At 67.4% G+C, this 21,583-nt stretch carries 19 protein-coding genes; 13 read left to right on the top strand and 6 right to left on the bottom strand.

The window, feature by feature from the left end; all coding sequences use genetic code 11:
- Positions 1-59 precede the first annotated feature (59 nt).
- The 11 genes from ACFYXH_RS03655 to ACFYXH_RS03705 all read left to right on the top strand — a co-directional run bounded on the left by ACFYXH_RS03655 (position 60) and on the right by ACFYXH_RS03705 (position 11,280).
- On the top strand, positions 60-986 hold the full coding sequence (locus ACFYXH_RS03655; RefSeq protein ID WP_389560266.1) for an ABC transporter permease: 927 nt from the start codon (positions 60-62) through the stop codon (positions 984-986).
- A complete protein-coding gene (locus ACFYXH_RS03660) occupies positions 979-1,947 on the top strand; it encodes an ABC transporter permease (RefSeq protein ID WP_389560268.1) in 969 nt (322 codons plus the stop codon). The genes ACFYXH_RS03655 and ACFYXH_RS03660 overlap by 8 nt, the downstream gene beginning before the upstream one ends.
- Before the next feature lie 11 nt (positions 1,948-1,958).
- On the top strand, positions 1,959-3,017 hold the full coding sequence (locus ACFYXH_RS03665) for an ABC transporter ATP-binding protein (RefSeq protein ID WP_389560270.1): 1,059 nt from the start codon (positions 1,959-1,961) through the stop codon (positions 3,015-3,017).
- The gene (locus tag ACFYXH_RS03670; protein ID WP_327325866.1) at positions 3,010-4,158 is read left to right on the top strand and encodes a dipeptide ABC transporter ATP-binding protein; all 1,149 of its coding nucleotides are present in this window, start codon (positions 3,010-3,012) and stop codon (positions 4,156-4,158) included. The genes ACFYXH_RS03665 and ACFYXH_RS03670 overlap by 8 nt, the downstream gene beginning before the upstream one ends.
- 156 nt (positions 4,159-4,314) lie before the next feature.
- Positions 4,315-4,827, top strand: coding sequence for a SigE family RNA polymerase sigma factor (locus tag ACFYXH_RS03675; protein ID WP_389560273.1), 513 nt, complete (start codon positions 4,315-4,317; stop codon positions 4,825-4,827).
- A complete protein-coding gene (locus ACFYXH_RS03680) occupies positions 4,820-5,485 on the top strand; it encodes a hypothetical protein (protein ID WP_389560275.1) in 666 nt (221 codons plus the stop codon). The genes ACFYXH_RS03675 and ACFYXH_RS03680 overlap by 8 nt, the downstream gene beginning before the upstream one ends.
- A gap of 152 nt (positions 5,486-5,637) precedes the next feature.
- Positions 5,638-7,263 (top strand): ABC transporter substrate-binding protein, encoded by a 1,626-nt coding sequence (locus ACFYXH_RS03685; RefSeq protein WP_389560277.1) that lies wholly within the window; start codon positions 5,638-5,640, stop codon positions 7,261-7,263.
- Between the two features lie 96 nt (positions 7,264-7,359).
- Positions 7,360-8,283 carry an ABC transporter permease gene (locus ACFYXH_RS03690; protein ID WP_389560279.1) on the top strand — a complete coding sequence of 308 codons (924 nt, stop codon included), beginning with the start codon at positions 7,360-7,362 and terminating at the stop codon, positions 8,281-8,283.
- Positions 8,276-9,256, top strand: coding sequence for an ABC transporter permease (locus ACFYXH_RS03695; RefSeq protein WP_389560280.1), 981 nt, complete (start codon positions 8,276-8,278; stop codon positions 9,254-9,256). The genes ACFYXH_RS03690 and ACFYXH_RS03695 overlap by 8 nt, the downstream gene beginning before the upstream one ends.
- Before the next feature lie 10 nt (positions 9,257-9,266).
- Positions 9,267-10,241 carry an ABC transporter ATP-binding protein gene (locus tag ACFYXH_RS03700; RefSeq protein WP_389560281.1) on the top strand — a complete coding sequence of 325 codons (975 nt, stop codon included), beginning with the start codon at positions 9,267-9,269 and terminating at the stop codon, positions 10,239-10,241.
- Positions 10,234-11,280: an ABC transporter ATP-binding protein gene (locus ACFYXH_RS03705; protein WP_389560283.1), complete on the top strand. Its 1,047-nt coding sequence runs from the start codon at positions 10,234-10,236 to the stop codon at positions 11,278-11,280. The genes ACFYXH_RS03700 and ACFYXH_RS03705 overlap by 8 nt, the downstream gene beginning before the upstream one ends.
- Before the next feature lie 71 nt (positions 11,281-11,351).
- On the opposite strand, the gene ACFYXH_RS03710 is transcribed toward ACFYXH_RS03705, so the two are convergent.
- The 5 genes from ACFYXH_RS03710 to ACFYXH_RS03730 all read right to left on the bottom strand — a co-directional run bounded on the left by ACFYXH_RS03710 (position 11,352) and on the right by ACFYXH_RS03730 (position 17,501).
- Positions 11,352-12,467, bottom strand: coding sequence for a dipeptide ABC transporter ATP-binding protein (locus tag ACFYXH_RS03710; RefSeq protein WP_327325872.1), 1,116 nt, complete (start codon positions 12,465-12,467; stop codon positions 11,352-11,354).
- Positions 12,468-12,480: 13 nt separating this feature from the next.
- Positions 12,481-13,542, bottom strand: coding sequence for an ABC transporter ATP-binding protein (locus ACFYXH_RS03715; RefSeq protein ID WP_389560285.1), 1,062 nt, complete (start codon positions 13,540-13,542; stop codon positions 12,481-12,483).
- 14 nt (positions 13,543-13,556) lie between these two features.
- The gene (locus ACFYXH_RS03720) at positions 13,557-14,534 is read right to left on the bottom strand and encodes an ABC transporter permease (protein WP_327325874.1); all 978 of its coding nucleotides are present in this window, start codon (positions 14,532-14,534) and stop codon (positions 13,557-13,559) included.
- 81 nt (positions 14,535-14,615) lie between these two features.
- Positions 14,616-16,406, bottom strand: a complete 1,791-nt coding sequence (locus tag ACFYXH_RS03725; RefSeq protein WP_389560287.1) for an ABC transporter substrate-binding protein — start codon at positions 16,404-16,406, stop codon at positions 14,616-14,618.
- A gap of 54 nt (positions 16,407-16,460) precedes the next feature.
- A complete protein-coding gene (locus ACFYXH_RS03730; protein ID WP_389560289.1) occupies positions 16,461-17,501 on the bottom strand; it encodes an ABC transporter permease in 1,041 nt (346 codons plus the stop codon).
- A 420-nt stretch (positions 17,502-17,921) separates the two neighbouring features.
- Here ACFYXH_RS03730 and ACFYXH_RS03735 point away from each other — a divergent pair, with 420 nt between their 5' ends.
- The gene (locus ACFYXH_RS03735; RefSeq protein WP_389560290.1) at positions 17,922-18,989 is read left to right on the top strand and encodes a hypothetical protein; all 1,068 of its coding nucleotides are present in this window, start codon (positions 17,922-17,924) and stop codon (positions 18,987-18,989) included.
- Between the two features lie 84 nt (positions 18,990-19,073).
- Here ACFYXH_RS03735 and ACFYXH_RS03740 read toward each other — a convergent pair whose 3' ends face one another.
- Positions 19,074-21,212, bottom strand: a complete 2,139-nt coding sequence (locus ACFYXH_RS03740; protein WP_389560291.1) for a prolyl oligopeptidase family serine peptidase — start codon at positions 21,210-21,212, stop codon at positions 19,074-19,076.
- Between the two features lie 156 nt (positions 21,213-21,368).
- On the opposite strand from ACFYXH_RS03740, the gene ACFYXH_RS03745 reads away from it, so the two are divergent.
- Positions 21,369-21,563, top strand: a complete 195-nt coding sequence (locus ACFYXH_RS03745; protein ID WP_327325878.1) for a hypothetical protein — start codon at positions 21,369-21,371, stop codon at positions 21,561-21,563.
- Positions 21,564-21,583 lie beyond the last annotated feature (20 nt).

The following is a 21,583-nucleotide window of genomic DNA, read 5'->3' on the forward strand; positions in this document are numbered from 1 at the left end:
CCCGAGGCGGAGATCACTCTGATTAGGCCATCGCCGACCCCTCACGGCATGGAGGCATGATGGGGCGTTACGTCGCAAGGCGACTGCTCCAGATGATCCCGGTATTCATCGGGACCACTCTGTTGATTTTCCTCATGGTCCACATTCTTCCGGGTGACCCCATCCGGGCAATGTGGGGTGACAAGGCGGCAGACCCCGCACAGGTCGCGTCCTTGCGCCATGAGTTCGGGCTCGACCAGCCCATGTGGAAGCAGTACATCGACTACATGGGCAATCTTTTCCAGGGCGACTTCGGCAAGACATTCGGCGGCCGGCCCGTCCTCGACGAGATGTCGCGGGCTTTCCCGGTCACGCTCCGGCTGACCGTCGTGGCGCTCGTCATCGAGATGATCGTCGGCCTCGGCCTGGGCGCCTGGGCCGGTCTGAAGGCCGGCAAGGCCCCGGACACCGGTGTGCTGATCTTCACCCTGGTCGTCATCTCGATCCCGGTGTTCATCCTCGGCTACCTGGCGCGGTTCCTCTTCGCCGACACTCTCGGCTGGGTGGCACCGAACGTCCAGGACTCCGCGGACGTCACGCAGTTGTTCCTGCCGGGCTTCGTTCTGGCGATGCTCTCCATGGCGTATATCGCACGGCTGACGCGTACGACCTTCGCGGAGAACCTGCGGGCGGACTACATGCGTACCGCTCTCGCTAAGGGTCTGCCGCGGCGCCGCATCGTCGGCGTACATCTGCTGCGGAACTCGCTGATCCCTGTGATCACGTTCCTCGGTACGGACGTCGGCGGCTTCATCGGCGGCGCGGTCGTCACCGAGGGCATCTTCAACGTCCAGGGTGTGGGCAACCTGCTCTACCAGGCGCTCGGACAGCGCGAGGGCTCCACCATCGTCGGTGTCGTCACCGTGTTCGTCCTGGTGATTCTGCTGATCAACCTGCTCGTCGACCTGCTGTACGCGGTCCTGGACCCGAGGATCCGGTATGCCTGACGTGACCAAGGCCGAGGCCGTCGACGCGAGGGTCGACGCCATCGCTCCCCCGAAGGCCGACGCGGCACCAGAGCAGGCCCCCAAGGAATCGCAGGGCAAGCCCCGCGGACTGTGGGGCGACGCCTGGTACGACCTGCGGCACCGGCCCATGTTCTGGCTCTCGGCGACGCTGCTGGTCCTGCTGCTGGTGATCTCGGCCTTCCCGGGCCTGTTCACCAGCGCCGACCCGCGGGCCGGCGATCTGACGAACCACTATCTGACCAAGCCCGAGCTGGGCAAGGTCTTCAGCCCCGAGTGGTTCGGCTACGACATCCAGGGCCGCTCGATCTATGCGCGTGTCGTCTACGGCACCCGCGCCTCGATCCTCGTCGGCCTGGGCGTCACGGTGGCGATCACGGTCTTCGGCGGTCTGATGGGCCTGCTCTCGGGCTACTTCGGCGGCTGGCTCGACTCGATCATCTCCCGTGTCACGGACATCTTCTTCGGTATCCCCTTCCTGCTCGGCGCGATGGTCGTGCTGAACTCGTTCACCGAGCGCAAGGTGTACGTCGTGATCCTGGCGCTGGCCTTCCTCGGCTGGACCTCGATCTGCCGAGTGGCCCGAAGTTCCGTGATCACGGCCAAGCAGGCGGACTATGTGACGGCGGCGCGCGCTCTCGGCGCGGGCACCAGCCGGATGCTGTTCCGCCATGTGCTGCCCAACGCGATCGCTCCCACCATCGTTGTCGCCACCATCTCGCTCGGTGGCTTCATCTCGGCCGAGGCGACCCTGTCCTACCTGGGACTCGGTCTTGCCGACCCGACGATTTCGTGGGGCATCGACATCGCGTCGGGCAGTGAGGAGATCCGTAACAACCCGCATGTGCTGCTCTTCCCGGCCGGCATGCTGAGCCTCACGGTCTTCGCGTTCATCATGCTCGGCGACGCGGTCCGCGACGCCCTCGACCCGAAGTTGCGCTGAGGAGGGCGTACGTGACCATCATCGAAGAAACATCAAGTGTCCCGGCGCCCCGGTCGGGCGACTCGGACGGCATTCCGCTGCTCGAAGTCCGCGATCTGCATGTGGAGTTCCACACCCGCGACGGAGTCGCCAAGGCCGTCAACGGCGTCAACTACAGCGTTGACTCCGGCGAGACCCTGGCCGTACTGGGTGAGTCCGGCTCCGGAAAGTCCGTGACCGCGCAGGCGATCATGGGCATTCTGGACATGCCGCCCGGCAAGATCCCGCAGGGCCAGATCCTGTACCGCGGGCAGGACATGCTCACCATGGGCTACGAGGAGCGGCGGAAGATCCGCGGCCGGAAGATCGCGATGATCTTCCAGGACGCGCTCTCCTCTCTCAACCCCGTGCTCACCGTGGGCTACCAGCTCGGCGAGATGTACCGCGTCCACCAGGGCCTCTCCAAGAAGGAGGCCAAGGCCAAGTCCATCGAGCTGATGGAGCGGGTGAAGATCCCGGCCGCCAAGGCGCGGGTCAACGACTACCCGCACCAGTTCTCCGGCGGTATGCGCCAGCGCATCATGATCGCCATGGCGCTGGCCCTGGAGCCGGACCTGATCATCGCGGACGAGCCGACGACCGCGCTGGACGTCACCGTCCAGGCCCAGGTCATGGATCTGCTCGCGGAGCTGCAGCGCGAGTACAACATGGGCCTGATCCTGATCACCCACGACCTCGGCGTCGTCGCCGACGTCGCGGACAAGATCGCGGTCATGTACGCGGGACGGATCGTCGAGACCGCCCCGGTGAGCGAGCTCTACAAGCGGCCCGCCCACCCGTACACGCGTGGTCTGCTGGACTCGATCCCGCGCCTGGACCAGAAGGGCCAGGAGCTGTACGCGATCAAGGGTCTGCCGCCCAACCTGCTCAAGATTCCGGCCGGTTGTGCGTTCAACCCCCGCTGCCCCAAGGCGGACGACATCTGCCGTACGGAGGTTCCGGCTCTGGTGCCGGTGACCGAGCAGGACGGCAGTGAGCTGCCTGGCCGCGGAAGCGCGTGCCACTTCTGGAAGGAGACGATCCATGGCTGAGTTCAAGAAGACCGACGAGCCCATGGACGCCACCCCGAACGTCACCGAGGTCGAGACCGTCGACGCGCCCACCGAGACGGCGGCCGTGGCGGCGATCGAGGCACCGGTCGAACGCGGTGAGCCGATCCTTCAGGTGCGCAACCTGGTCAAGCACTTCCCGCTGACCCAGGGCATTCTGTTCAAGCGTCAGGTCGGCGCGGTCAAGGCCGTGGACGGGGTCTCCTTCGACCTCTATCAGGGTGAGACGCTCGGCATCGTCGGCGAGTCCGGCTGTGGCAAGTCCACCGTCGCCAAACTGCTGATGACGCTGGAGACGGCGACCGCCGGCGAGGTCTTCTTCAAGGGCCAGGACATCACCAAGCTGTCCGGGCGCGCGCTGAAGGCGGTCCGCCGGAACATCCAGATGGTGTTCCAGGACCCGTACACCTCGCTGAATCCGCGTATGACGGTCGGCGACATCATCGGTGAGCCCTTCGACATCCACCCCGAGGTGGCTCCGAAGGGCGACCGCCGCAAGAAGGTGCAGGACCTGCTCGACGTCGTCGGGCTCAACCCGGAGTACATCCACCGGTATCCGCACCAGTTCTCCGGCGGTCAGCGACAGCGCATCGGTATCGCTCGCGGTCTTGCCCTCAACCCCGAGGTCATCATCTGCGACGAGCCGGTCTCGGCCCTGGACGTCTCGGTCCAGGCGCAGGTCATCAACCTGATGGAGAAGCTGCAGGACGAGTTCAACCTCTCCTACATCTTCATCGCCCACGACCTGTCGATCGTTCGGCACATCTCCGACCGGGTCGGCGTGATGTACCTCGGCAAGATGGCCGAGATCGGTACGGACACGCAGATCTACGACCACCCGACGCACCCCTACACCCAGGCGTTGCTGTCGGCGGTCCCGGTCCCGGACCCGGAGCTCAGCAGCGGCCGCGAGCGGATCATCCTCACCGGCGACGTCCCGTCCCCGGCGAACCCGCCGTCCGGCTGCCGTTTCCGCACCCGTTGCTGGAAGGCCGAGGACAAGTGCGCCCAGGAGGTCCCGCTGCTGGCGATCCCCGAGCGTTTCAAGGGTGCTGACACCCCGGCGGCACACGAGTCCGCGTGCCACTTCGCCGAGGAGAAGGACGTCGTCCACGCGGTGTGACGCAGCAGAAGGCGAACGAGGGCGCCCGGACCGTCTGGTCCGGGCGCCCTCTTCTGTGTACGCACGGAAAGTCGTGCGTAACATCCCCCGGACCCCAGACGTGTTCCTTGCAGAAGAGGGAAACGAACGGACCAGCTGACGAGGACCGGGGGGAAGATGCCGACGCAGTCGAAGGAGTTTGACGCGTTCTACGTCGCCACGGCCAAGCGCGTGGTCGCGACGGTCTATGCCATGACCGGCGATCTCGCGGAGGCCGAGGACGCCGTGCAGGAGGCGTATGTGCGGGCCTGGCAGCGGTGGGACCGGCTGATGCGTGAGGGGGATCCGCTGCCCTGGGTGCGCACGGTCGCCGTGCGGCTGGCGATCAGCACCTGGCGCAGGACCCGCAACCGCATGCTGGCGCACTTCAGACATGGGCCACAGGCGGATCTTCCCGGGCTGTCGGCGGACCGGGTGGCGTTGATCGGTGCCCTCCGCGAACTGACCGCGGAGCAACGGCAAGTGGTGGTCCTGCACCATCTCCTCGACCTGCCGGTGGAGCAGGTCGCCCGCGAGACAGGCGCCTCAAGCGGTGCCGTACGCACCCGGCTCAGCCGGGCCCGGAAGATTCTCGGCGAGCGGCTCGCCGATGCCACTGTCCCGTCGGAAAGGGTTGTCAGCCATGGCTGAGGTCGAAGAACTGCTGGACGACGTGACAGTGCGGATGCCGAGCGCCGCGGAGGTACGCGCCCGTGGCGACCGGCGGCGCGTGCGGCTGCGGGCGGGTGCGGGTGCGGTTGCCGTGGCGGTGGTGGCGGGTATGTCGTGGGCCCTGTTGCCGGGCGACGGGAGGCCGCAGGAGGTGCGGCCGGCGGGGCCGCCCACCGCCACGTCGGTCGCCGAGCCGAACCCGTACAAGACGGGAAACGAGTTCAATGGGCTGGCGGACAGCGACGTGCCGCTGTTCACGAAGTGGCACTGGAGGCTGAGCGACGAGCCCGGCAAGGAAGCCGTGCGACTCCCACGCCTGGGTTTCGACGATGCCTGCCCGCAGACGTCGGACACCTCACAGGACAGGCTCGACCAGGTCTCGTACACCGCGCTCTACGAGGGGGACGGCAAGTCCATCGCCCGCCACCGCTATGTCGACTATGCGAACGCCGCCCAGGCGGCCGACGGGCTGCGGCAGCTGACGGACGCGCTCGCCGCATGCGGTCTGGAGCCCCGGGGCAAGGGTGCGGACACGTACTACGCGGGCGACAGCGCAGGCGGTCCATGGCTGCGGGTCGACGTCGATCACGGCAGGACCTGGATCTCGGTGATCGAAGTGCAGGCCGCCAAGCAGTGACCAGCAAGGGCTGACCAGCAAGGGCTGACCAGGGGGGATTGAGAAGCAGAGGCTGAGGAGCGGCAAACTCGGAAAGCGGCCATAAAAGTGCGCTGCATACCTATATGGGGTGTATTGGTGCTAAGTCGGACTTAGGACACGGGAGGCACCCCATGCGTGGAGTCACGCACGCCAAAGGGGCCGTATGCGCGGTGGCCGTAGCCCTCGCGGCGGTGGCGTGCGGCGGCGGCAGCAGTGGCGGCGGTGGCGCCGACGGGATCGTGAGCTCCTCCTGGGGCGACCCCCAGAACCCGCTGGAGCCCTCGAACACCAATGAGGTGCAGGGCGGCAAGGTCCTCGACATGCTCTTCCGGGGTCTCAAGAGGTACGACTCGAAGACCGGCGAGGCCAAGGACATGCTCGCCGAGAAGATCACCACCACGGACTCGGTCAACTTCACCGTCACTGTCAAAGGCGGCTGGACCTTCAGCAACGGTGAGAAGGTCACCGCCAAGTCCTTCGTGGACGCCTGGAACTACGGCGCCAACCTGAAGAACAACCAGAAGAACGCCTACTTCTTCGGCTATATCGACGGCTACGCACAGGTCCACCCGGACAAGGGCACGCCCACCGCCACGACCCTCTCGGGCCTCAAGGTCGTCAACGACACAACCTTCACGGTCAAGCTCTCCCAGAAGTTCTCCACCTGGCCCGACACCCTCGGTTACGCCGCCTTCTCGCCGCTGCCCCAGGCGTTCTTCGACAACCACGACGCCTGGTTGTCCAAGCCCATCGGCAACGGCCCGTACACCGTCGACTCGTACGCCAAGGGCTCGAAGTTGGCCATGCGCAGATGGGACGGTTACCCGGGCACCGACAAGGCGCAGAACGGCGGCGTCGACCTGAATGTGTACACGGACAACAACACCGCCTACACCGACCTGACCGCGGGCAATCTCGACCTCGTCGACGATGTGCCGGCCTCGCAGCTCAAGAATGTGCAGGCGGACCTCGGCGGCCGGTACATCAACACCCCCGCCGGGATCATCCAGACCCTTGCCTTCCCGTACTACGACAAGGCCTGGAACACCCCGGACGCCGTGAAGGTCCGCCAGGGCCTGTCCAGGGCGATCAACCGCCAGCAGATCACCGACACGATCTTCCAGAAGACGCGTACGCCCGCGAAGGACTGGACCTCGCCGGTGCTCGGCGCGGACGGAGGCTTCAGCGACACCCTGTGCGGTGACGCCTGCGAGTACAACGCGGCCGAGGCGAAGAAGCTGATCACGGAGGGCGGCGGCATCCCCGGCGGCCAGGTGAAGATCTCGTACAACGCGGACAGCGGCTCGCACAAGGAGTGGGTCGACGCCGTCTGCAACAGCATCAACAACGCGCTGGGCAACGACAGGGCGTGCGTCGGCAACCCGGTCGGTACTTTCGCCGACTTCCGCAACCAGATCGGTCAGCACAAGATGCCCGGTCCCTTCCGGGCCGGCTGGCAGATGGATTACCCGCTGATCCAGAACTTCCTGCAGCCGCTCTACTACACCAACGCCTCGTCCAACGACGGTCTGTGGAGCAATGCGGAGTTCGACAAGCTCGTCGACGAGGCCAACGCGGAGACCGACGCGAAGGAGGCCGTGGAGACCTTCCAGAAGGCCGAGGGGGTCCTGCGGGACCAGATGGCGGCCATCCCGCTCTGGTACCAGAACGGCAGCGCCGGCTACTCCGAACGTGTCTCGAACGTGGCGCTCAACCCCTTCAGCGTCCCGGTCTACAACGAGATCAAGGTCAAGTGACGGCGGAGGCATCCGGCACGGCGTGCCCGACCGCGCCGGTCCGGCAGCTGTACCGACCTTCCCCGCATTGCGCGACCACGACCCCCGGAGCCCTTCATGGGACGTTATGTGATCCGGCGTCTGCTGCAGATGATCCCGGTCTTCTTCGGTGCCACGCTGCTGATCTTCCTCATGGTGAACGTGATGGGGGACCCCATCGCAGGACTCTGCGGCGAGCGGCAGTGCGACCCGGCGACGGCCGCCCAGCTGCGCAAGGAGTTCGGCCTCGATAAGCCGGTGTGGCAGCAGTACCTGACGTACATGGGCAATGTCTTCACCGGCGACTTCGGCACCGCGTTCAACGGACAGCCGGTCACCGAGCTGATGGGCGAGGCCTTCCCGGTCACCATCCGGCTCACTGTCGTCGCGATCGTCTTCGAGATGCTCATCGGCATCACGCTCGGTGTGATCACGGGCCTGAAGCGCGGCCGCCCCGTCGACACCAGCGTGCTGCTGCTCAGCCTGGTCGTCATCTCCGTCCCGACCTTCGTCACCGGTCTCATCCTTCAGCTGCTGCTGGGTGTCGAGTGGGGCATCATCAAGCCCGCCGTCTCACCGGAGGCGCCGATCAATGAGCTGATCATCCCCGGTCTTGTGCTCGCATCGGTCTCGCTCGCCTATGTCACCCGGCTGACCCGGACCTCGATCGCCGAGAACGCCCGCTCCGACTACGTCCGCACCGCGAAGGCGAAGGGCCTGCCCAGGCGCCGGGTGATCAGCCGTCATCTGCTGCGCAACTCACTGATCCCGGTGATCACCTTCATCGGCACCGATGTCGGCGCACTGATGGGCGGCGCGATCGTCACCGAGCGCATCTTCAATATCCATGGCGTCGGCTACCAGCTCTACCAGGGCATCCTGCGCCAGAACACCCAGACCGTCGTGGGCTTTGTGACCGTGCTCGTCATCGTCTTCCTGGTGGCGAATCTGCTGGTCGACCTTCTGTACGCCGTTCTCGACCCGAGGATCCGGTATGCCTGAGCCTCAGTACGACAACGGGGGAGCCATCGCCTCTACCGGCGCCGGCGGTGCGATGGACCTCGCGACCACCGAGGGGGCGACCCTCGAGAAGACCCCCGGCGGCCCGGAGGGCACCGGGCCTGTCGAGAAGCCGCGCAGCCTCTGGTCCGATGCCTGGCGCGATCTGCGCCGTAACCCCGTCTTCATCGTCTCGGGCCTGATCATCCTCTTCCTGGTCTTCATCGCGATCTGGCCCCAGTCCATCGCTACCCAGAATCCGCTCCAGTGCGACCTCGCCAAGGCCCAGGAGGGCTCCCAGCCCGGCCATCCCTTCGGCTTCAACGGGCAGGGCTGCGACGTCTATACGCGTACCGTCTACGGTGCGCGGACCTCGGTCACCGTCGGCGTCTGCGCCACTCTCGGTGTGGCGCTGCTCGGTTCCGCCCTCGGTGGTCTGGCCGGTTTCTTCGGCGGGGCGTCGGACGCGGTCCTCTCCCGGGTCACCGATATCTTCTTCGGCATCCCTGTCGTTCTCGGCGGTCTGGTCCTGCTGTCCGTCGTCACCAGCACCACGGTCTGGCCCGTCATCGGCTTCATGGTGCTGCTGGGCTGGCCGCAGCTCTCCCGTATCGCACGCGGCTCGGTCATCACCGCCAAACAGAACGACTACGTCCAGGCGGCCCGGGCGCTCGGTGCGTCCAACTCCCGGATCCTGCTGCGGCACATCAGCCCCAACGCCATCGCGCCGGTGATCGTCGTGGCGACCATCGCGCTCGGTACGTACATCGCCCTGGAGGCGACGCTCTCCTACCTCGGGGTGGGGCTGAAGCCGCCGACCGTGTCCTGGGGCATCGACATCTCCTCCGCGTCCCCGTACATCCGCAACGCGCCGCACATGCTGCTCTGGCCGGCCGGAGCGCTGGCGGTCACGGTGCTCGCGTTCATCATGCTCGGCGACGCGGTGCGCGACGCCCTCGATCCCAAGCTGCGCTGAGGAGCCCGCCATGCTGCTCGAAGTGCGTGATCTGCACGTGGAGTTCCGTACCAGGGACGGCGTGGCCAAGGCGGTCAACGGCGTCAACTACACGGTGGACGAAGGCGAGACGCTCGCCGTGCTGGGCGAGTCCGGGTCCGGCAAGTCCGTCACCGCGCAGGCGATCATGGGAATCCTGGACACGCCTCCGGGGAAGATCGCCGGCGGCGAGATCCTCTTCCGGGGGCAGGATCTGCTGCGGCTCAAGGAGGAGGAGCGGCGGAAGATCCGCGGGGCCGGGATGGCCATGATCTTCCAGGACGCTCTCTCGTCCTTGAACCCGGTGCTGAGCGTCGGCGACCAGCTCGGCGAGATGTTCACCGTCCACCGCAAGATGTCGCGCAGGGACGCGCGGGCCAAGGCCGTCGAGCTGATGGAACGGGTGGGCATCCCGGGGGCGAAGGAGCGGGTCGGGCAGTATCCGCACCAGTTCAGCGGCGGTATGCGCCAGCGCATCATGATCGCCATGGCGCTGTCCCTGGAGCCGGACCTGATCATCGCGGACGAGCCGACGACGGCGCTGGACGTCACCGTCCAGGCCCAGGTCATGGATCTGCTGGCCCAGCTCCAGAGCGAGCTGAACATGGGGCTCATCCTGATCACCCACGACCTGGGCGTGGTCGCCGACGTCGCCGACAAGATCGCGGTGATGTATGCGGGCCGGATCGTCGAGACGGCTCCTGTCCACGACATCTACAAGGCCCCGGCCCACCCGTACACCAAGGGCCTGCTGGAGTCGATCCCGCGGCTGGACCAGAAGGGCCGGGAGCTGTACGCGATCAAGGGCCTGCCGCCGAACCTGATGAACATCCCGCCCGGCTGCGCCTTCAACCCGCGCTGTCCGATGGCCCAGGACGTGTGCCGGACCGATGTGCCGCCGCTGTACGAGGTGTCGGAGGATCGCAGGAGCGCCTGCCACTTCTGGCAGGAGACACTCAATGGCTGAGGCGATCCTGGAGGTCCGCGGTCTGGTCAAGCACTATCCGCTCACCCGGGGCATCCTCTTCAAGAAGCAGGTCGGCGCGGTGAGGGCGGTGGACGGCGTCGATCTCGACCTGGTGGCGGGCGAGACGCTCGGCATCGTGGGGGAGTCGGGCTGCGGCAAGTCGACGCTGGCCAGGATGCTGGTGCACCTGGAGCGGCCCACGGCCGGCACGATCCGGTACCGGGGCGACGACATCACCAAGCTGTCCGGGCGCGCGCTGAAGGCGGTCCGCCGCAACATCCAGATGGTGTTCCAGGACCCGTACACCTCGCTCAATCCACGGATGACGGTCGGCGACATCATCGGTGAGCCGTACGAGATCCATCCCGAGGTGGCGCCCAAGGGGGACCGGCGCCGCAAGGTACAGGACCTCCTCGATGTCGTCGGGCTCAACCCCGAGTACATCAACCGCTATCCGCACCAGTTCAGCGGCGGCCAGCGGCAGCGCATCGGCATCGCGCGCGGGCTGGCTCTCCAGCCGGAGATCATCGTGGCCGACGAGCCGGTCTCCGCGCTGGACGTCTCCGTGCAGGCGCAGGTCATCAATCTGCTGGACAAGCTGCAGAGCGAATTCAGCCTCAGCTATGTCTTCATCGCGCACGACCTGTCGATCGTCCGGCACATCTCGGACCGGGTGGGCGTGATGTATCTGGGGCGGATCGTGGAGATCGGCAAGGACGCGGAGATCTACGACCATCCGACGCATCCCTATACCCAGGCGCTGCTGTCGGCGGTTCCGGTGCCGGACCCGGAGGCGCGTGAGCGCCGGGAGCGGATCATTCTGCACGGCGATGTCCCGTCGCCGGCCAACATCCCGTCGGGCTGCCGCTTCCGCACGCGCTGCTGGAAGGCGCAGGAGCGGTGCGCGCTGGAGGTGCCGCTGCTGGAGGTGCCGGCGGTGTTCCGGCCGGCGAGCGGGCCGACGCAGCATCCGTCGGCCTGCCACTTCGCGGAGGAGAAGCACGTGGTGCCGACGGAGGAGGAGCCGGGCGCCGAGTGACCCCGCCCCGGGGCTCCGCCTCGTGCGGCTCCGCACCGGCCCCCGCTCCTCGAATGCCTCAGGGCTGAATCTCAGCCCCCGTCAGCCTCCAGGTCCCGCAGCGCCGGGTCCAGGATCACGTCTTCCTCCCGCACCCGTGTCGGTTCCTCCGGGAAGTGGCACGCCGTCAGGTGCCCCTGGTGGTTCCCCTCGATCCGTACCAGCGGCGGTACCTGGGTCGCGCACTGCGTCTGCGCCTTCCAGCAGCGCGTACGGAACCGGCAGCCCGACGGCGGATCGATCGGCGACGGCACGTCGCCCGCCAGCCGGATGCGTTCATGTGCCCGCGCATCCGCCTCGTCGCTCAGCGCCGCCTCCGGGACGGCGGAGAGCAGTGCGTGGGTGTACGGATGCCGAGGCCGGTGGTAGATCGAATCGCGGTCGCCGACCTCCACCACCTTGCCCAGGTACATCACCGCGACCCGTTGCGAGAAGTGCCGTACCACCGCCAGGTCGTGGGCGATGAAGAGGAAGGCGATGCCCAGCTCCCGCTGGAGCTCCTGCAGCAGATTGACGACCTGCGCCTGGATCGAGACATCGAGCGCGGAGACCGGTTCGTCCGCGACGATCAGCTTCGGCTCCAGCGCCAAGGCCCGTGCTACGCCGATGCGTTGGCGCTGACCGCCGGAGAACTCGTGCGGAAAGCGGTTGTAGTGCTCGGGGTTGAGGCCGACGATCTCCAGCAGCTCGCGGACCCGGCTCTCGCGCCCGCCCTCCGGCCGGACGTTGTTGATCTCCATCGGCCCGGAGATGATCTTTCCGACGGTCTGCCGTGGGTTCAGCGACGAGTAGGGATCCTGGAAGATCATCTGGATCTCGGGGCGTATCGGCGCCAGCTGCTTGCGGTCGGCGTGGCTGATGTCCTGGCCCCGGTAGGTGATCTTCCCCGCGGTCGGTTCAAGGAGACGGGTCAGCAGCCGGCCCGTCGTCGACTTGCCGCAGCCCGACTCGCCGACAAGCCCGAAGCTCTCGCCCGCGTACAGCGTGAGATCGATGCCGTCGACCGCCTGAACCGCCCCGATACGCCGTTTGAACGGAAAACCGGCCATGATCGGGAAGTGCTTCGTCAGCCCTTCCGCCGTCATCAGGACCTCGCCGTCGGAGACAGCCCGGTCACGCGGGGCGGGGATGGTGGCTTCGTGCGCCATGTCGCGTCTCTCCCTACCCCAGCCGGGGCTTGATCTGCTCGATGAAGACGGTTCGCTTCTGCTCGGCCGTGAGGTGGCAGGCGGAGCCCCGCCCCTCGGGCAGCTCCGGCCGTACGTCCTCGCAGGTCGTGCCGCCGACCATGGACGGGAAGCCGCAGCGCGGATGGAACGGGCAGCCCGACGGCGGCGCGAGCAGACTCGGCGGGGCCCCCGGGATTGGCGTCAGCGGCTCCGAGACGTCCGAGCCGAGCCGTGGCATCGACCCCAGCAGGCCCCAGGTGTACGGGTGCTGGGGATCCCGCAGAATCTCGCGTACCGAACCGCGCTCCACCGCCCGGCCCGCGTACATCACCAGCAGATCGTCGGCGATACTGGCGACCACGCCCAGGTCATGGGTGATCAGGATGATCGCCGAGCCGAACTCCTGCTGGAGGTCGCGCAGCAGATCCAGGATCTGCGCCTGCACGGTGACGTCGAGGGCGGTCGTGGGCTCGTCCGCGATCAGCAGCTCCGGATTGCACACCAGCGACATCGCGATCATCGCGCGCTGCCGCATGCCTCCGCTGAACTGGTGCGGGTAGTCGTGCGCCCGCAGCTTCGGCTGCGGAATGCCGACCTTCTCCAGCATCTGAACCGCCCGCGCCCACGCCTCCCGCTTGGATGCCCCGGTGTGCTTGCGGTACGGCTCGGAGATCTGCCGGCCGATCGTGTAGTAAGGCGAGAGCGCGGTCAGCGAGTCCTGGAAGATCATCGCCGCCTTGTTGCCGCGCAGCCGCTCCAGCGTCCGCTCCCCGGCCCCCGTCATCTCCTGGCCGTCCAGCACGATCTCGCCCCGGGTCTCCGTGAACTTGGGGTCGTGCAGACCGAGGATGGAGAGATTCGTGACGGACTTCCCGGAGCCGGACTCGCCGACGATGCCGAGTGTCCTGCCGCGCTCCAGATCGAAGGAGATCCCGTCGACCGCCTTCACCGTCCCGTCCTCGGTGGAGAAGTGGACGTACAGATCGCGTACGGAGAGAAAGGGTCCGTCGTCGGCGGGCCGGGGCGGCTGATCGGTCTTGGTCAGGGTGGTCATGTGGCTCAGGACTCCTAGGCCAGCCGCACGCGCGGATCGAGCAGGGCGTAGACGGCGTCCACAACGATGTTGAAGAAGACGATGGCCGCGGCGCTGATCAGCATCACGCCCATCAGCATGGGCAGATCGGTGAGCTGCACGGACTGCACCGCAAGGCGTCCGATGCCGTGCAGAGTGAAGGTGACCTCGGTGATCATCGCGCCGCCGAGCAGTGAGCCGAGGTCCATCCCGAAGATGGTCAGGACCGGGGCGACCGCGCCTCGCATGGCGTACCGGAAGAAGACGGTCCGGCGGGCGAGGCCCTTGGCGCGGGCCGCGCGGACATGCTCCTCCTCGAGCTGCTCGGCCATCAACGACCGTGCGAGACGGCTGTAGTTGGCGATGAAGATCATGGAGAGGACCAGCCACGGCAGCATCATCCCGGCGAACCACCCCGCCGGATCCTCGGTGATCGGAACGTATTCGGGCTGATCCAGCCAGCCGAGGTTGGAGACGAACAGCGCGAGGCAGAGCACGCCGACGAAGTAGATCTGCAGTGACGAGCCGAGCAACGACAACGAGCTGAAGAATTTGTCGACCCAGGTGCCGCGGCGCGCGGCGGCCAGCAGGCCGATGCCCACTCCGACGAGGAGGAAGACGACCGCGCCGCCGAAGGCCAGCGAGAGTGTGGTCGGGAAGCGGTCGAGGATCGTGCCCCATACCGATTCCTGATTGACGAACGAGTAGCCGAAGCACGGCGCGTCACAGTGCCCGACGGTGAAGTCACGGCCCGCGAAGATCCCCACCATGAAGTCCCAGTACTGCACCGGGACCGGCTTGTCGAGGCCGAGATTGCTGTTGATGAGCGCGAGAGCGGCCGGATCGCAGTTCTTCCCGCAGGCCAGCCGGGCGGGCTCGGCGGGCAGCGCGAAGAACAGGAAGAAGGTGACCGCGCTGATCACCAGAAGAATGACGAGAGCGCCGAGCGAGCGGCGGACGAGGAATCTCAGCATGGCTTCGCGGGCTTCCGGGAGAGGGACCGGAGGAGGCTCCCCGCCCGTCGGGGACGGGGAGCCGATCCGATGCGCCGGTGATTACTTTACGTACACGGCGGTCGGGTCCACGGCGCCGTACGGCTCGTGGAACTTCACGCCGCCGATGCCCGAACCCCAGAGCGTGAACAGCCGGTTGTAGAAGATCGGCACCTGCGGCACCTCGTCGGTCAGGATCTTCTGGCTGATCTTGACCCATTCGCTGCCGGCCTGGTCGATGTCGCCGATCTTCTCCGCCTTGGCGATATCACCGTTGATGGCAGGGGAGTTGAGGTGCGAGTAGTTCGCCGAGTCGTCGTAGATGTTCTTGCCGTCGTACAGCGGCGGCACGACCGTCGACGCGGACGGCCAGTCGGCGCCCCACGAGGAGCGGTAGGCGTCGTACTGGTTCTTCACCTTGCCGATCTGTGTGTAGTACGTCGAGGAGTCGAGCTCCTTCTTCTCCACCTTGAAGCCGGCCTTCTCCAGAGCCCGCTCCACGACCACCGCGGAGTTCTGGGCGGGGCCGGTGTTGGCGTAGGCGTAGACGATCGTCCTGCCCTCCGCGCCGGCCTCCTTCAGCAGTGCCTTGGCTTTCTCGGGGTTGCCCGCCGGGTACTTCTTCTTCTCGAACGGGTCGACCGGCTGGTAGCCCTTGAGGGTCGGACCGACCAGACCGCCCGCGACCTCGCCGGCCTTGACGCCGCCGTACTGCTGCAGCACCTGACCCGAGGGCCAGGCCCAGGCCAGTGCCTCACGGACCCGCTTGTCCTTGATCCGGTCCATGTTGAAGCTGACCACGTCGACGTACGGCTGGGTCTTGGTGAGCGACCTCGCCATCGCCTCCTTGTTCTTCAGGACCGTCGAGATCAGCGACGGGTCGACCGCGTTGGTGAAGGTCATACCGGTCTTGTCGGCGCCCTGCTGGGCGACGAGCCGACGGGTGGAGTCCACCCACTGGTGGCCGAAGGTGACCGAGAACTTGTCCACGTACTGGTGGCGTACGGCGTCCGACTTCGGGTCCCAGTTGGTGTTCTTGACGAACTCGACGCTCTTGTCCGGCTTGAAGTTCTGGATCTTGTACGGTCCCGACGCGACCGGCGCCTTGTCGTACTTCTCCTGGGTGTCCTTGGCCGCCGGAACTGCCGTGATGTTCGGCATGGCGACCGCGAACGGCACCTCGGCGCGCGGCTGGGCGAAGTGGAAGACGATGGTCTTGTCGTCCGGCGTCGCCAGCACGCTGTCCGGCAGATGCTTGCCCTTGTACGGGCCGTCCGGCAGCGCCTTCCGGAAGGTCTGGCCGGCTCCGGAGAGCCACTGCTGCAGATACGTCGGGCCGCTCACCTGGTACTTGGCGTACAGCCGCTCGACGCCGTGCCGCACGTCCTTCGAGGTGATCGGCGTACCGTCCTCGAACTTCAGCCCGTCCTTGAGGGTGTACGTCCAGGTCTTGCCGCCGTCGGAGGACTTGCCGGTGTCCGTGGCGAGGTCGCCGACCAGCGTCACTTTGCCGGTCTTGTCGTCGATCTTGTACGTGGTGAGCGTGCGGTTGAACAGCGTCTGCATGATCAGCTCGTCGCTGACATAGATCTGGCCGGGGTCCAGATGCTCGAAGGCGTCACGCTGCAGCACGGTGACCGTGCCGCCCGGCTTGGCGCCCGGCAGGTCCGGGGCGGGTCCGGTGGAGTCCTGGGCGGTGCCGATGGTGATGGACTGCTGCTTGAGCTCGGGTTCCTTGGACTGTTTGTCCTTGCTGTCGCCTCCGCCGCCGCTGCTGCACGCGGACAGCACTAGCGCGCCGGCGGCGACCGCGATGGCCGAAATCCGCACTCTTCGCTGAATGGTGGACGTCATGGTCTCCATGCACCTGCCTCGTCGGACGGAACACTCAGTGCCTTGCGACGTGCGTCAACGCTTGGTCTTCGGGTCGATGGCGTCCCGGACCGAGTCCCCGAGCAGGTTGAAGGCGACCACGAAGATCACCATGGCGATGCCCGGGAAGAACATGTACGTGATGTCGCCCTCGTAGAAGTCGGCACCCTTGGCGAACATCCGGCCCCAGTCGGGCGTCGGCTCCACCAGACCCACCCCGAGGAAGGAGAGACCGGCCTCGAGGGTCACGAAGTTGGGCAGCATCAGCGTGGACTGCACCAGGATCGGCGTCGTCACATTCGGCAGCAGCTCCCGGCGGATGATGCGCCAGGGCGGAGCGCCGGTGACCTTGGCGGCTTCGATGAACTCCCGTTCGCGCAGGCTCAGTACCGAGGATCTCAGCAGCCGCGCCAGCGTCATCCAGCCCAGCAGCCACAGGACGAGCACCAGCGCCGTGACCCGGAAGTAGGTCGGGGTCTCCTTCTGCGGGCTCACGAAGAGTGCGGTGACCACCGGCATGAAGGCGACGAAGAAGAGCTGCTGCGGGAAGGAGAGCAGCAGATCGATGAAGCGGCCCAGGAAGTAGTCGGTACGGCCGCCCATATATCCGGCCGTCACCCCGACGAGAATTCCCGTGATGGTGGAGAGAACGGTGGCCGCCAGGCCGATGAGCAGCGAGGTCCTGATTCCGTACACCAACTGCATCAGAACGTCGCGGCCCAGCCTCGGCTCGATGCCGAACCAGAATTCACCGTCGATGCCGCCGTTCGGTTTCATCGGATAGCTGGTGATCGGATCGAGCAGTTCCGGGCGGTCGAGGCCGTAGGTGGTGTACGGGTCCTTTCCGTACAGCCAGCCGATCACCGGGGCGAGCGCCGCCACGAGGAAGAAGAACAGCACGATGTACGCGGAAAGTACGCCCGTACGGTCGCGTTTGAAGCGCCGCCATGCCAACTGGCCCGGAGACCGGCCGACAAGCGTCTGCTCCTCCTTGCTCAGAGCGACAGGGAGCGGTCCGGTCTCGGCGGCCGGGCCGGCTGCCGGGTCGGCCGACTCGGCACGGGATGGGATCGTCACGTCTCTTCTCGCCCCCGCAATTCATGACTCTCGGTTCATGACTCACGTACCGGCCGCGGACGTTGGTGGACGCCGCTGGTTGAGCGGACTGTGGCAATCGCGGTCTGTGTCAGTCAAGAGCCTGGCGGCGGAAGCTGTGTTGTCCGTGCGCTTCTTGAGCGAAGGTTTTGCAGATCGATCTGCCTACGTGCTTGACGGGTCTTCGGAGTGAGCGACATAGCTCTATAAATGCCCATCAATTTCGTTAACACGCAAGCAACTTGACTGTCGCAACTCCGATATACGAACGCGTCACGCTGAACAACGTACGGCCGTGCGGGTGCCGTAGGCCGGCCGGGGCTCGCCATGTAGTCCCGGCCGGTCGCACGCGCGCCGCGCGGACCCTTGTTCAAGGGTGCACAGCGATGCAGGATCGTAATTGTGACTCTTACGCGGGGAGCCCGGATCACCGGAGCGGTGCTCTGTGCCGCGCTCGCGCTCATTGTGGCTGCCTGGATCGTCCGGGATCTCACCACGGCCGCCGATCCGCTCGATCTCTGGCGGTACTGGACCGGCAGCCGCCGCAGCGTCGCCTCCGCCCCGCTGACGACCACGCTCCAGGACCTGCTGCTGTTCGCGGTGTACGTCACCGTGGCCCTCGCCGCCCTGCGCTCGCCCGTCGCGGCCGCGGCCCTGGTGGCCGCCGGAGTGATCACCCTCGCCGTACGGCTGCCGGGGCTGTGGGTGCTCAGCTCCTCCTGGATGGATCTGCGGTCCGCCGATGAACTGCGCACCCGGGCCCTGTACTGCGCCTTCGCGGCGCTCGGGCTCGGCATCGGACTGATCATCACGGCCGCCGCGGGCCGACGTGCGCCCGGCGCCGCCCACGACTTGTACGCCCGCGACTCGTATGCCCATGACCCGTACGCCCGAGGCGCATACGCCCACGAGCGGACGCCGACCCGGCCCACCCAGGGTGTCTCGGTGCTCGCCTTTCTGCTGCTGGGCGCATCGGCGGGCGTACTGGCGGCCTGGGAGATCTACACGGCGACCGACTACGCGGGTACGCGCTATCTCGACCGCTTCACCGGCAGCACGTCCGTCCGGCTGCCGCCGCTCGGGACTCCGCCGGGCTGGCTGACCGCGGTGATCGTGGTGCTCGCCCTGGTGGCGGCGGTCGGCGCGCTCTTCCATGCCGTCTTCTCGCGGCCGCTGGGGCTGGTCGTCGCGGTGTTCCTGGTGGGCATGGGCGGGACCGGGCTCGATTTCGCCGTACGGAACGAGTTGATGTCCCATCTCGGTGATGTGGGGCTCCGGGAGCAACTGCTCGTCGGTTCTTGGCTGTTCGAGCTGGCGGCGGGGGCTGTGCTGCTGCCGGCGCTTGCGCGGCGGGGGGAGGGGGACGCGCCGGGCGGGGGTGCGCCGGCGTGGCAGCCGCAGTCGGGTCACGGCTACCCGCAGCCGGGTTACGGCCCACCGCCCCCGCAGACCCCGCCGCCCGGCTGGTAAGCGCTGCCCAGTCCCCTGCGCCTCAATCGCCGTCGAGGCTTGTCTCGGCCCGCGCCCCGGACCCCAGGGGAAAGCCCCCGGTCCCTACCCCTGCGGCCCCAACGACCGCTTGAGGAAGTCCACTTGGAGCAGCAGCAGATTCTCCGCGATCTGCTCCTGCGGTGTCATATGGGTCACTCCGGTCAGCGGCAGTACCTCATGCGGACGGCCCGCAGCCAGCAGCGCCGAGGAGAGCCGCAGACTGTGTGCCATCACCACATTGTCGTCCGCCAGGCCATGGATGATCATCAACGGCTGTGGTGGGTTCTCCGGGGTCGTCAACCCGTCGTCCGTGACGAGTGAGTTGGCCGCGTACACCTCGGGATGCGTCCCCGGATCGCCGAGATAGCGCTCGGTGTAGTGGGTGTCGTACAGCCGGAAATCGGTCACCGGCGCGCCCGCGACCGCCGCATGGAAGACATCAGGGCGGCGCAGCACCGCGAGGGCGGCCAGATAGCCGCCGTACGACCAGCCGCGGATCGCCACCCGGCCGAGATCCAGCGGGAAGGTCCCGGCCAGCGAGTGCAGCGCCTCGATCTGGTCGTCGAGAGTGAGCGGGAAGTTGTCCTTGACCGCCTTCTCCCAGCCCGGGGAGCGTCCCGGAGCGCCCCGGCCGTCCGCGACGATCACCGCAAAGCCCTGGTCGGCGAACCACTGGGAGGTGAGATACGGATTCTGTGCCGCGTACACCCGCTGACCGTGCGGTCCTCCATAGGGGTCCAGCAGGACCGGAAGCGGGCCGTCCGACTCCTGATAGCCGGAGGGGAGCAGGACGGCGCACGGAACCCGGTGGGCGCCCGCCTCGCAGAGCCGCACCCGGGCCTTCAGTACCGGCTGCTCCGCATACGACGCGACGACCGCGACCGGCTTTCCGTCCCGCAGCACCTGCACGGACGCGCCACTCACCTCCGTACGGGACGAAGCCAGCACCGTCACCCCGCCGGAGCGCACCGCCGAGTGCACTCCCGCACCGTCCGAGATCCGCTCGATCCCCAGCTCATTGACCCGGTACACATGGATCTCGCCGGTCTCCGGCTCCGCAGCCTCCTCGCCCGCCGCCGCCGACACCAGGACATCGTTCTCGCCGATGTCCAGCACCGCCCGCAGCTGCAACTGCGCTCCGGTCAGCGCCCGGTCGCCGACCGCGAGCACCCGCGCCCCGCCCTCGTCCGCGATCCGCACCAGACGCCCGTCCGGCGCCCAGGCCGGCACCCCGGGGAAGAGATCGAGCCACACCGAGTCCTCGTCGACATGCACCGTCCGGGTGGCGCCCGACTCCGTGTCCACGGCCAGATACAGCTGGGTCCGCTGGTCCCGGGACTGGACGAGCAACAGCGGTGCGCCCGCGGACGACCAGTGCACCCGCGCCAGATACGGATAGCGGGTCCGGTCCCAGCTCACCTCCGTACGCTCTCCGTCCAGCGTGAGCAGGAACAGCCGCACCTCGGCGTTGGGCGTCCCCGCCGCCGGATAGGCGACCCGCTCCGGCTCCCGGTCCGGATGCGCGGGATCGGAGATCCACCAGCGCCGTACGTCCCGCTCGTCGACCCGGGCGACCAGCAGCCGGTCCGACTCCGGCGCCCACCAGAAGCCGCGCGAGCGGTCCATCTCCTCGGCCGCGATGAACTCCGCGAGACCGTACGTGGTGTGCTCGTCCTCCGGCTCGGCCAGCGCCCGGTCACCTTCCCCCTCCGCACCGGTCACCCGCAGCGCGCCGCCCGCCACATACGCGATGTGCCGGCCGTCGGGAGACGGCCGAGGGTCGATCACCGGCCCCGGCACCCGCAGTTCGCGCGCGGTCCCGGCCCGCAGCTCGGCCGTGTACAGCCGCCCCGACAGCGCGAACGCCGCCAACTCGACCGCCTGGTCCACCGCATAGCCGACGATGCCCGCCGACCCCTCCCGGCTGCGCTCGCGCCGGGCCCGCTCCTTCGCCGACAGCTTCTCCGCGGCACCGGCGAGCAGCGCGTCCGGATCGGCGGCCAGGCGCTCCTGCGCCTGGCGCCCGTCCGGGTCGAGGTCCAGCACCCAGAGCCGGCCCCCCCGGTCGGTCCCGGAGGCCGAACGGAGGAACACCACCCGGGAGCCGTCCGGGGACACAGTGAACGCGCGCGGTGCGCCCAGCGTGAAGCGCTGGGTCCTGGCGTACTGACGCGGGAAGGAGAGCTGCTGCCTCGAGGTCATGCGACCGAACCTAGCGTTCGTGCGCCCCCGTGTGCTGCTGTGCACCGATCGATGCGTTGGTGTGGATAGTTATGATCCGCGGCGCAAGGTGGGTATGAACGTCCTGGCACATGCAACCTGCCCGTCCCGACCGAATATCCGTGGAGGTGAACCGCCGTGGCACTCTCGATTTCGGCGGTGGTGCTGCTGGCGATCGTCGTCTTCCTGCTGGTCCGGAAGTCCGGGCTGAAGGGTGGGCATGCGGCGGTCTGCGTGTTGCTCGGGTTCTATCTCGCAAGCTCGTCCATTGCCCCCACCATCAACGAACTCACCACAAATGTGGCCGGAGTGATCGGTGGTCTCAAGTTCTAGCGCAGCGGGTCCGGCCTCGT

The sequence above is a fragment of the Streptomyces sp. NPDC002730 genome, assembly GCF_042888805.1.
Taxonomy (GTDB): domain Bacteria; phylum Actinomycetota; class Actinomycetes; order Streptomycetales; family Streptomycetaceae; genus Streptomyces.

What these genes read in the sequence shown, in the direction of transcription:
- ACFYXH_RS03695 (WP_389560280.1), top strand. Translation starts at nt 8,276, where the DNA reads ATGCCTGAGCCTCAGTACGACAACGGGGGAGCCATCGCCTCTACCGGC.
- ACFYXH_RS03675 (WP_389560273.1), top strand. Translation starts at nt 4,315, where the DNA reads ATGCCGACGCAGTCGAAGGAGTTTGACGCGTTCTACGTCGCCACGGCC.
- ACFYXH_RS03725 (WP_389560287.1), bottom strand. Translation starts at nt 16,406, where the DNA reads ATGACGTCCACCATTCAGCGAAGAGTGCGGATTTCGGCCATCGCGGTC.
- ACFYXH_RS03720 (WP_327325874.1), bottom strand. Translation starts at nt 14,534, where the DNA reads ATGCTGAGATTCCTCGTCCGCCGCTCGCTCGGCGCTCTCGTCATTCTT.
- ACFYXH_RS03715 (WP_389560285.1), bottom strand. Translation starts at nt 13,542, where the DNA reads ATGACCACCCTGACCAAGACCGATCAGCCGCCCCGGCCCGCCGACGAC.
- ACFYXH_RS03680 (WP_389560275.1), top strand. Translation starts at nt 4,820, where the DNA reads ATGGCTGAGGTCGAAGAACTGCTGGACGACGTGACAGTGCGGATGCCG.
- ACFYXH_RS03700 (WP_389560281.1), top strand. Translation starts at nt 9,267, where the DNA reads ATGCTGCTCGAAGTGCGTGATCTGCACGTGGAGTTCCGTACCAGGGAC.
- ACFYXH_RS03740 (WP_389560291.1), bottom strand. Translation starts at nt 21,212, where the DNA reads ATGACCTCGAGGCAGCAGCTCTCCTTCCCGCGTCAGTACGCCAGGACC.
- ACFYXH_RS03660 (WP_389560268.1), top strand. Translation starts at nt 979, where the DNA reads ATGCCTGACGTGACCAAGGCCGAGGCCGTCGACGCGAGGGTCGACGCC.
- ACFYXH_RS03710 (WP_327325872.1), bottom strand. Translation starts at nt 12,467, where the DNA reads ATGGCGCACGAAGCCACCATCCCCGCCCCGCGTGACCGGGCTGTCTCC.
- ACFYXH_RS03670 (WP_327325866.1), top strand. Translation starts at nt 3,010, where the DNA reads ATGGCTGAGTTCAAGAAGACCGACGAGCCCATGGACGCCACCCCGAAC.
- ACFYXH_RS03705 (WP_389560283.1), top strand. Translation starts at nt 10,234, where the DNA reads ATGGCTGAGGCGATCCTGGAGGTCCGCGGTCTGGTCAAGCACTATCCG.
- ACFYXH_RS03685 (WP_389560277.1), top strand. Translation starts at nt 5,638, where the DNA reads ATGCGTGGAGTCACGCACGCCAAAGGGGCCGTATGCGCGGTGGCCGTA.
- ACFYXH_RS03655 (WP_389560266.1), top strand. Translation starts at nt 60, where the DNA reads ATGGGGCGTTACGTCGCAAGGCGACTGCTCCAGATGATCCCGGTATTC.
- ACFYXH_RS03690 (WP_389560279.1), top strand. Translation starts at nt 7,360, where the DNA reads ATGGGACGTTATGTGATCCGGCGTCTGCTGCAGATGATCCCGGTCTTC.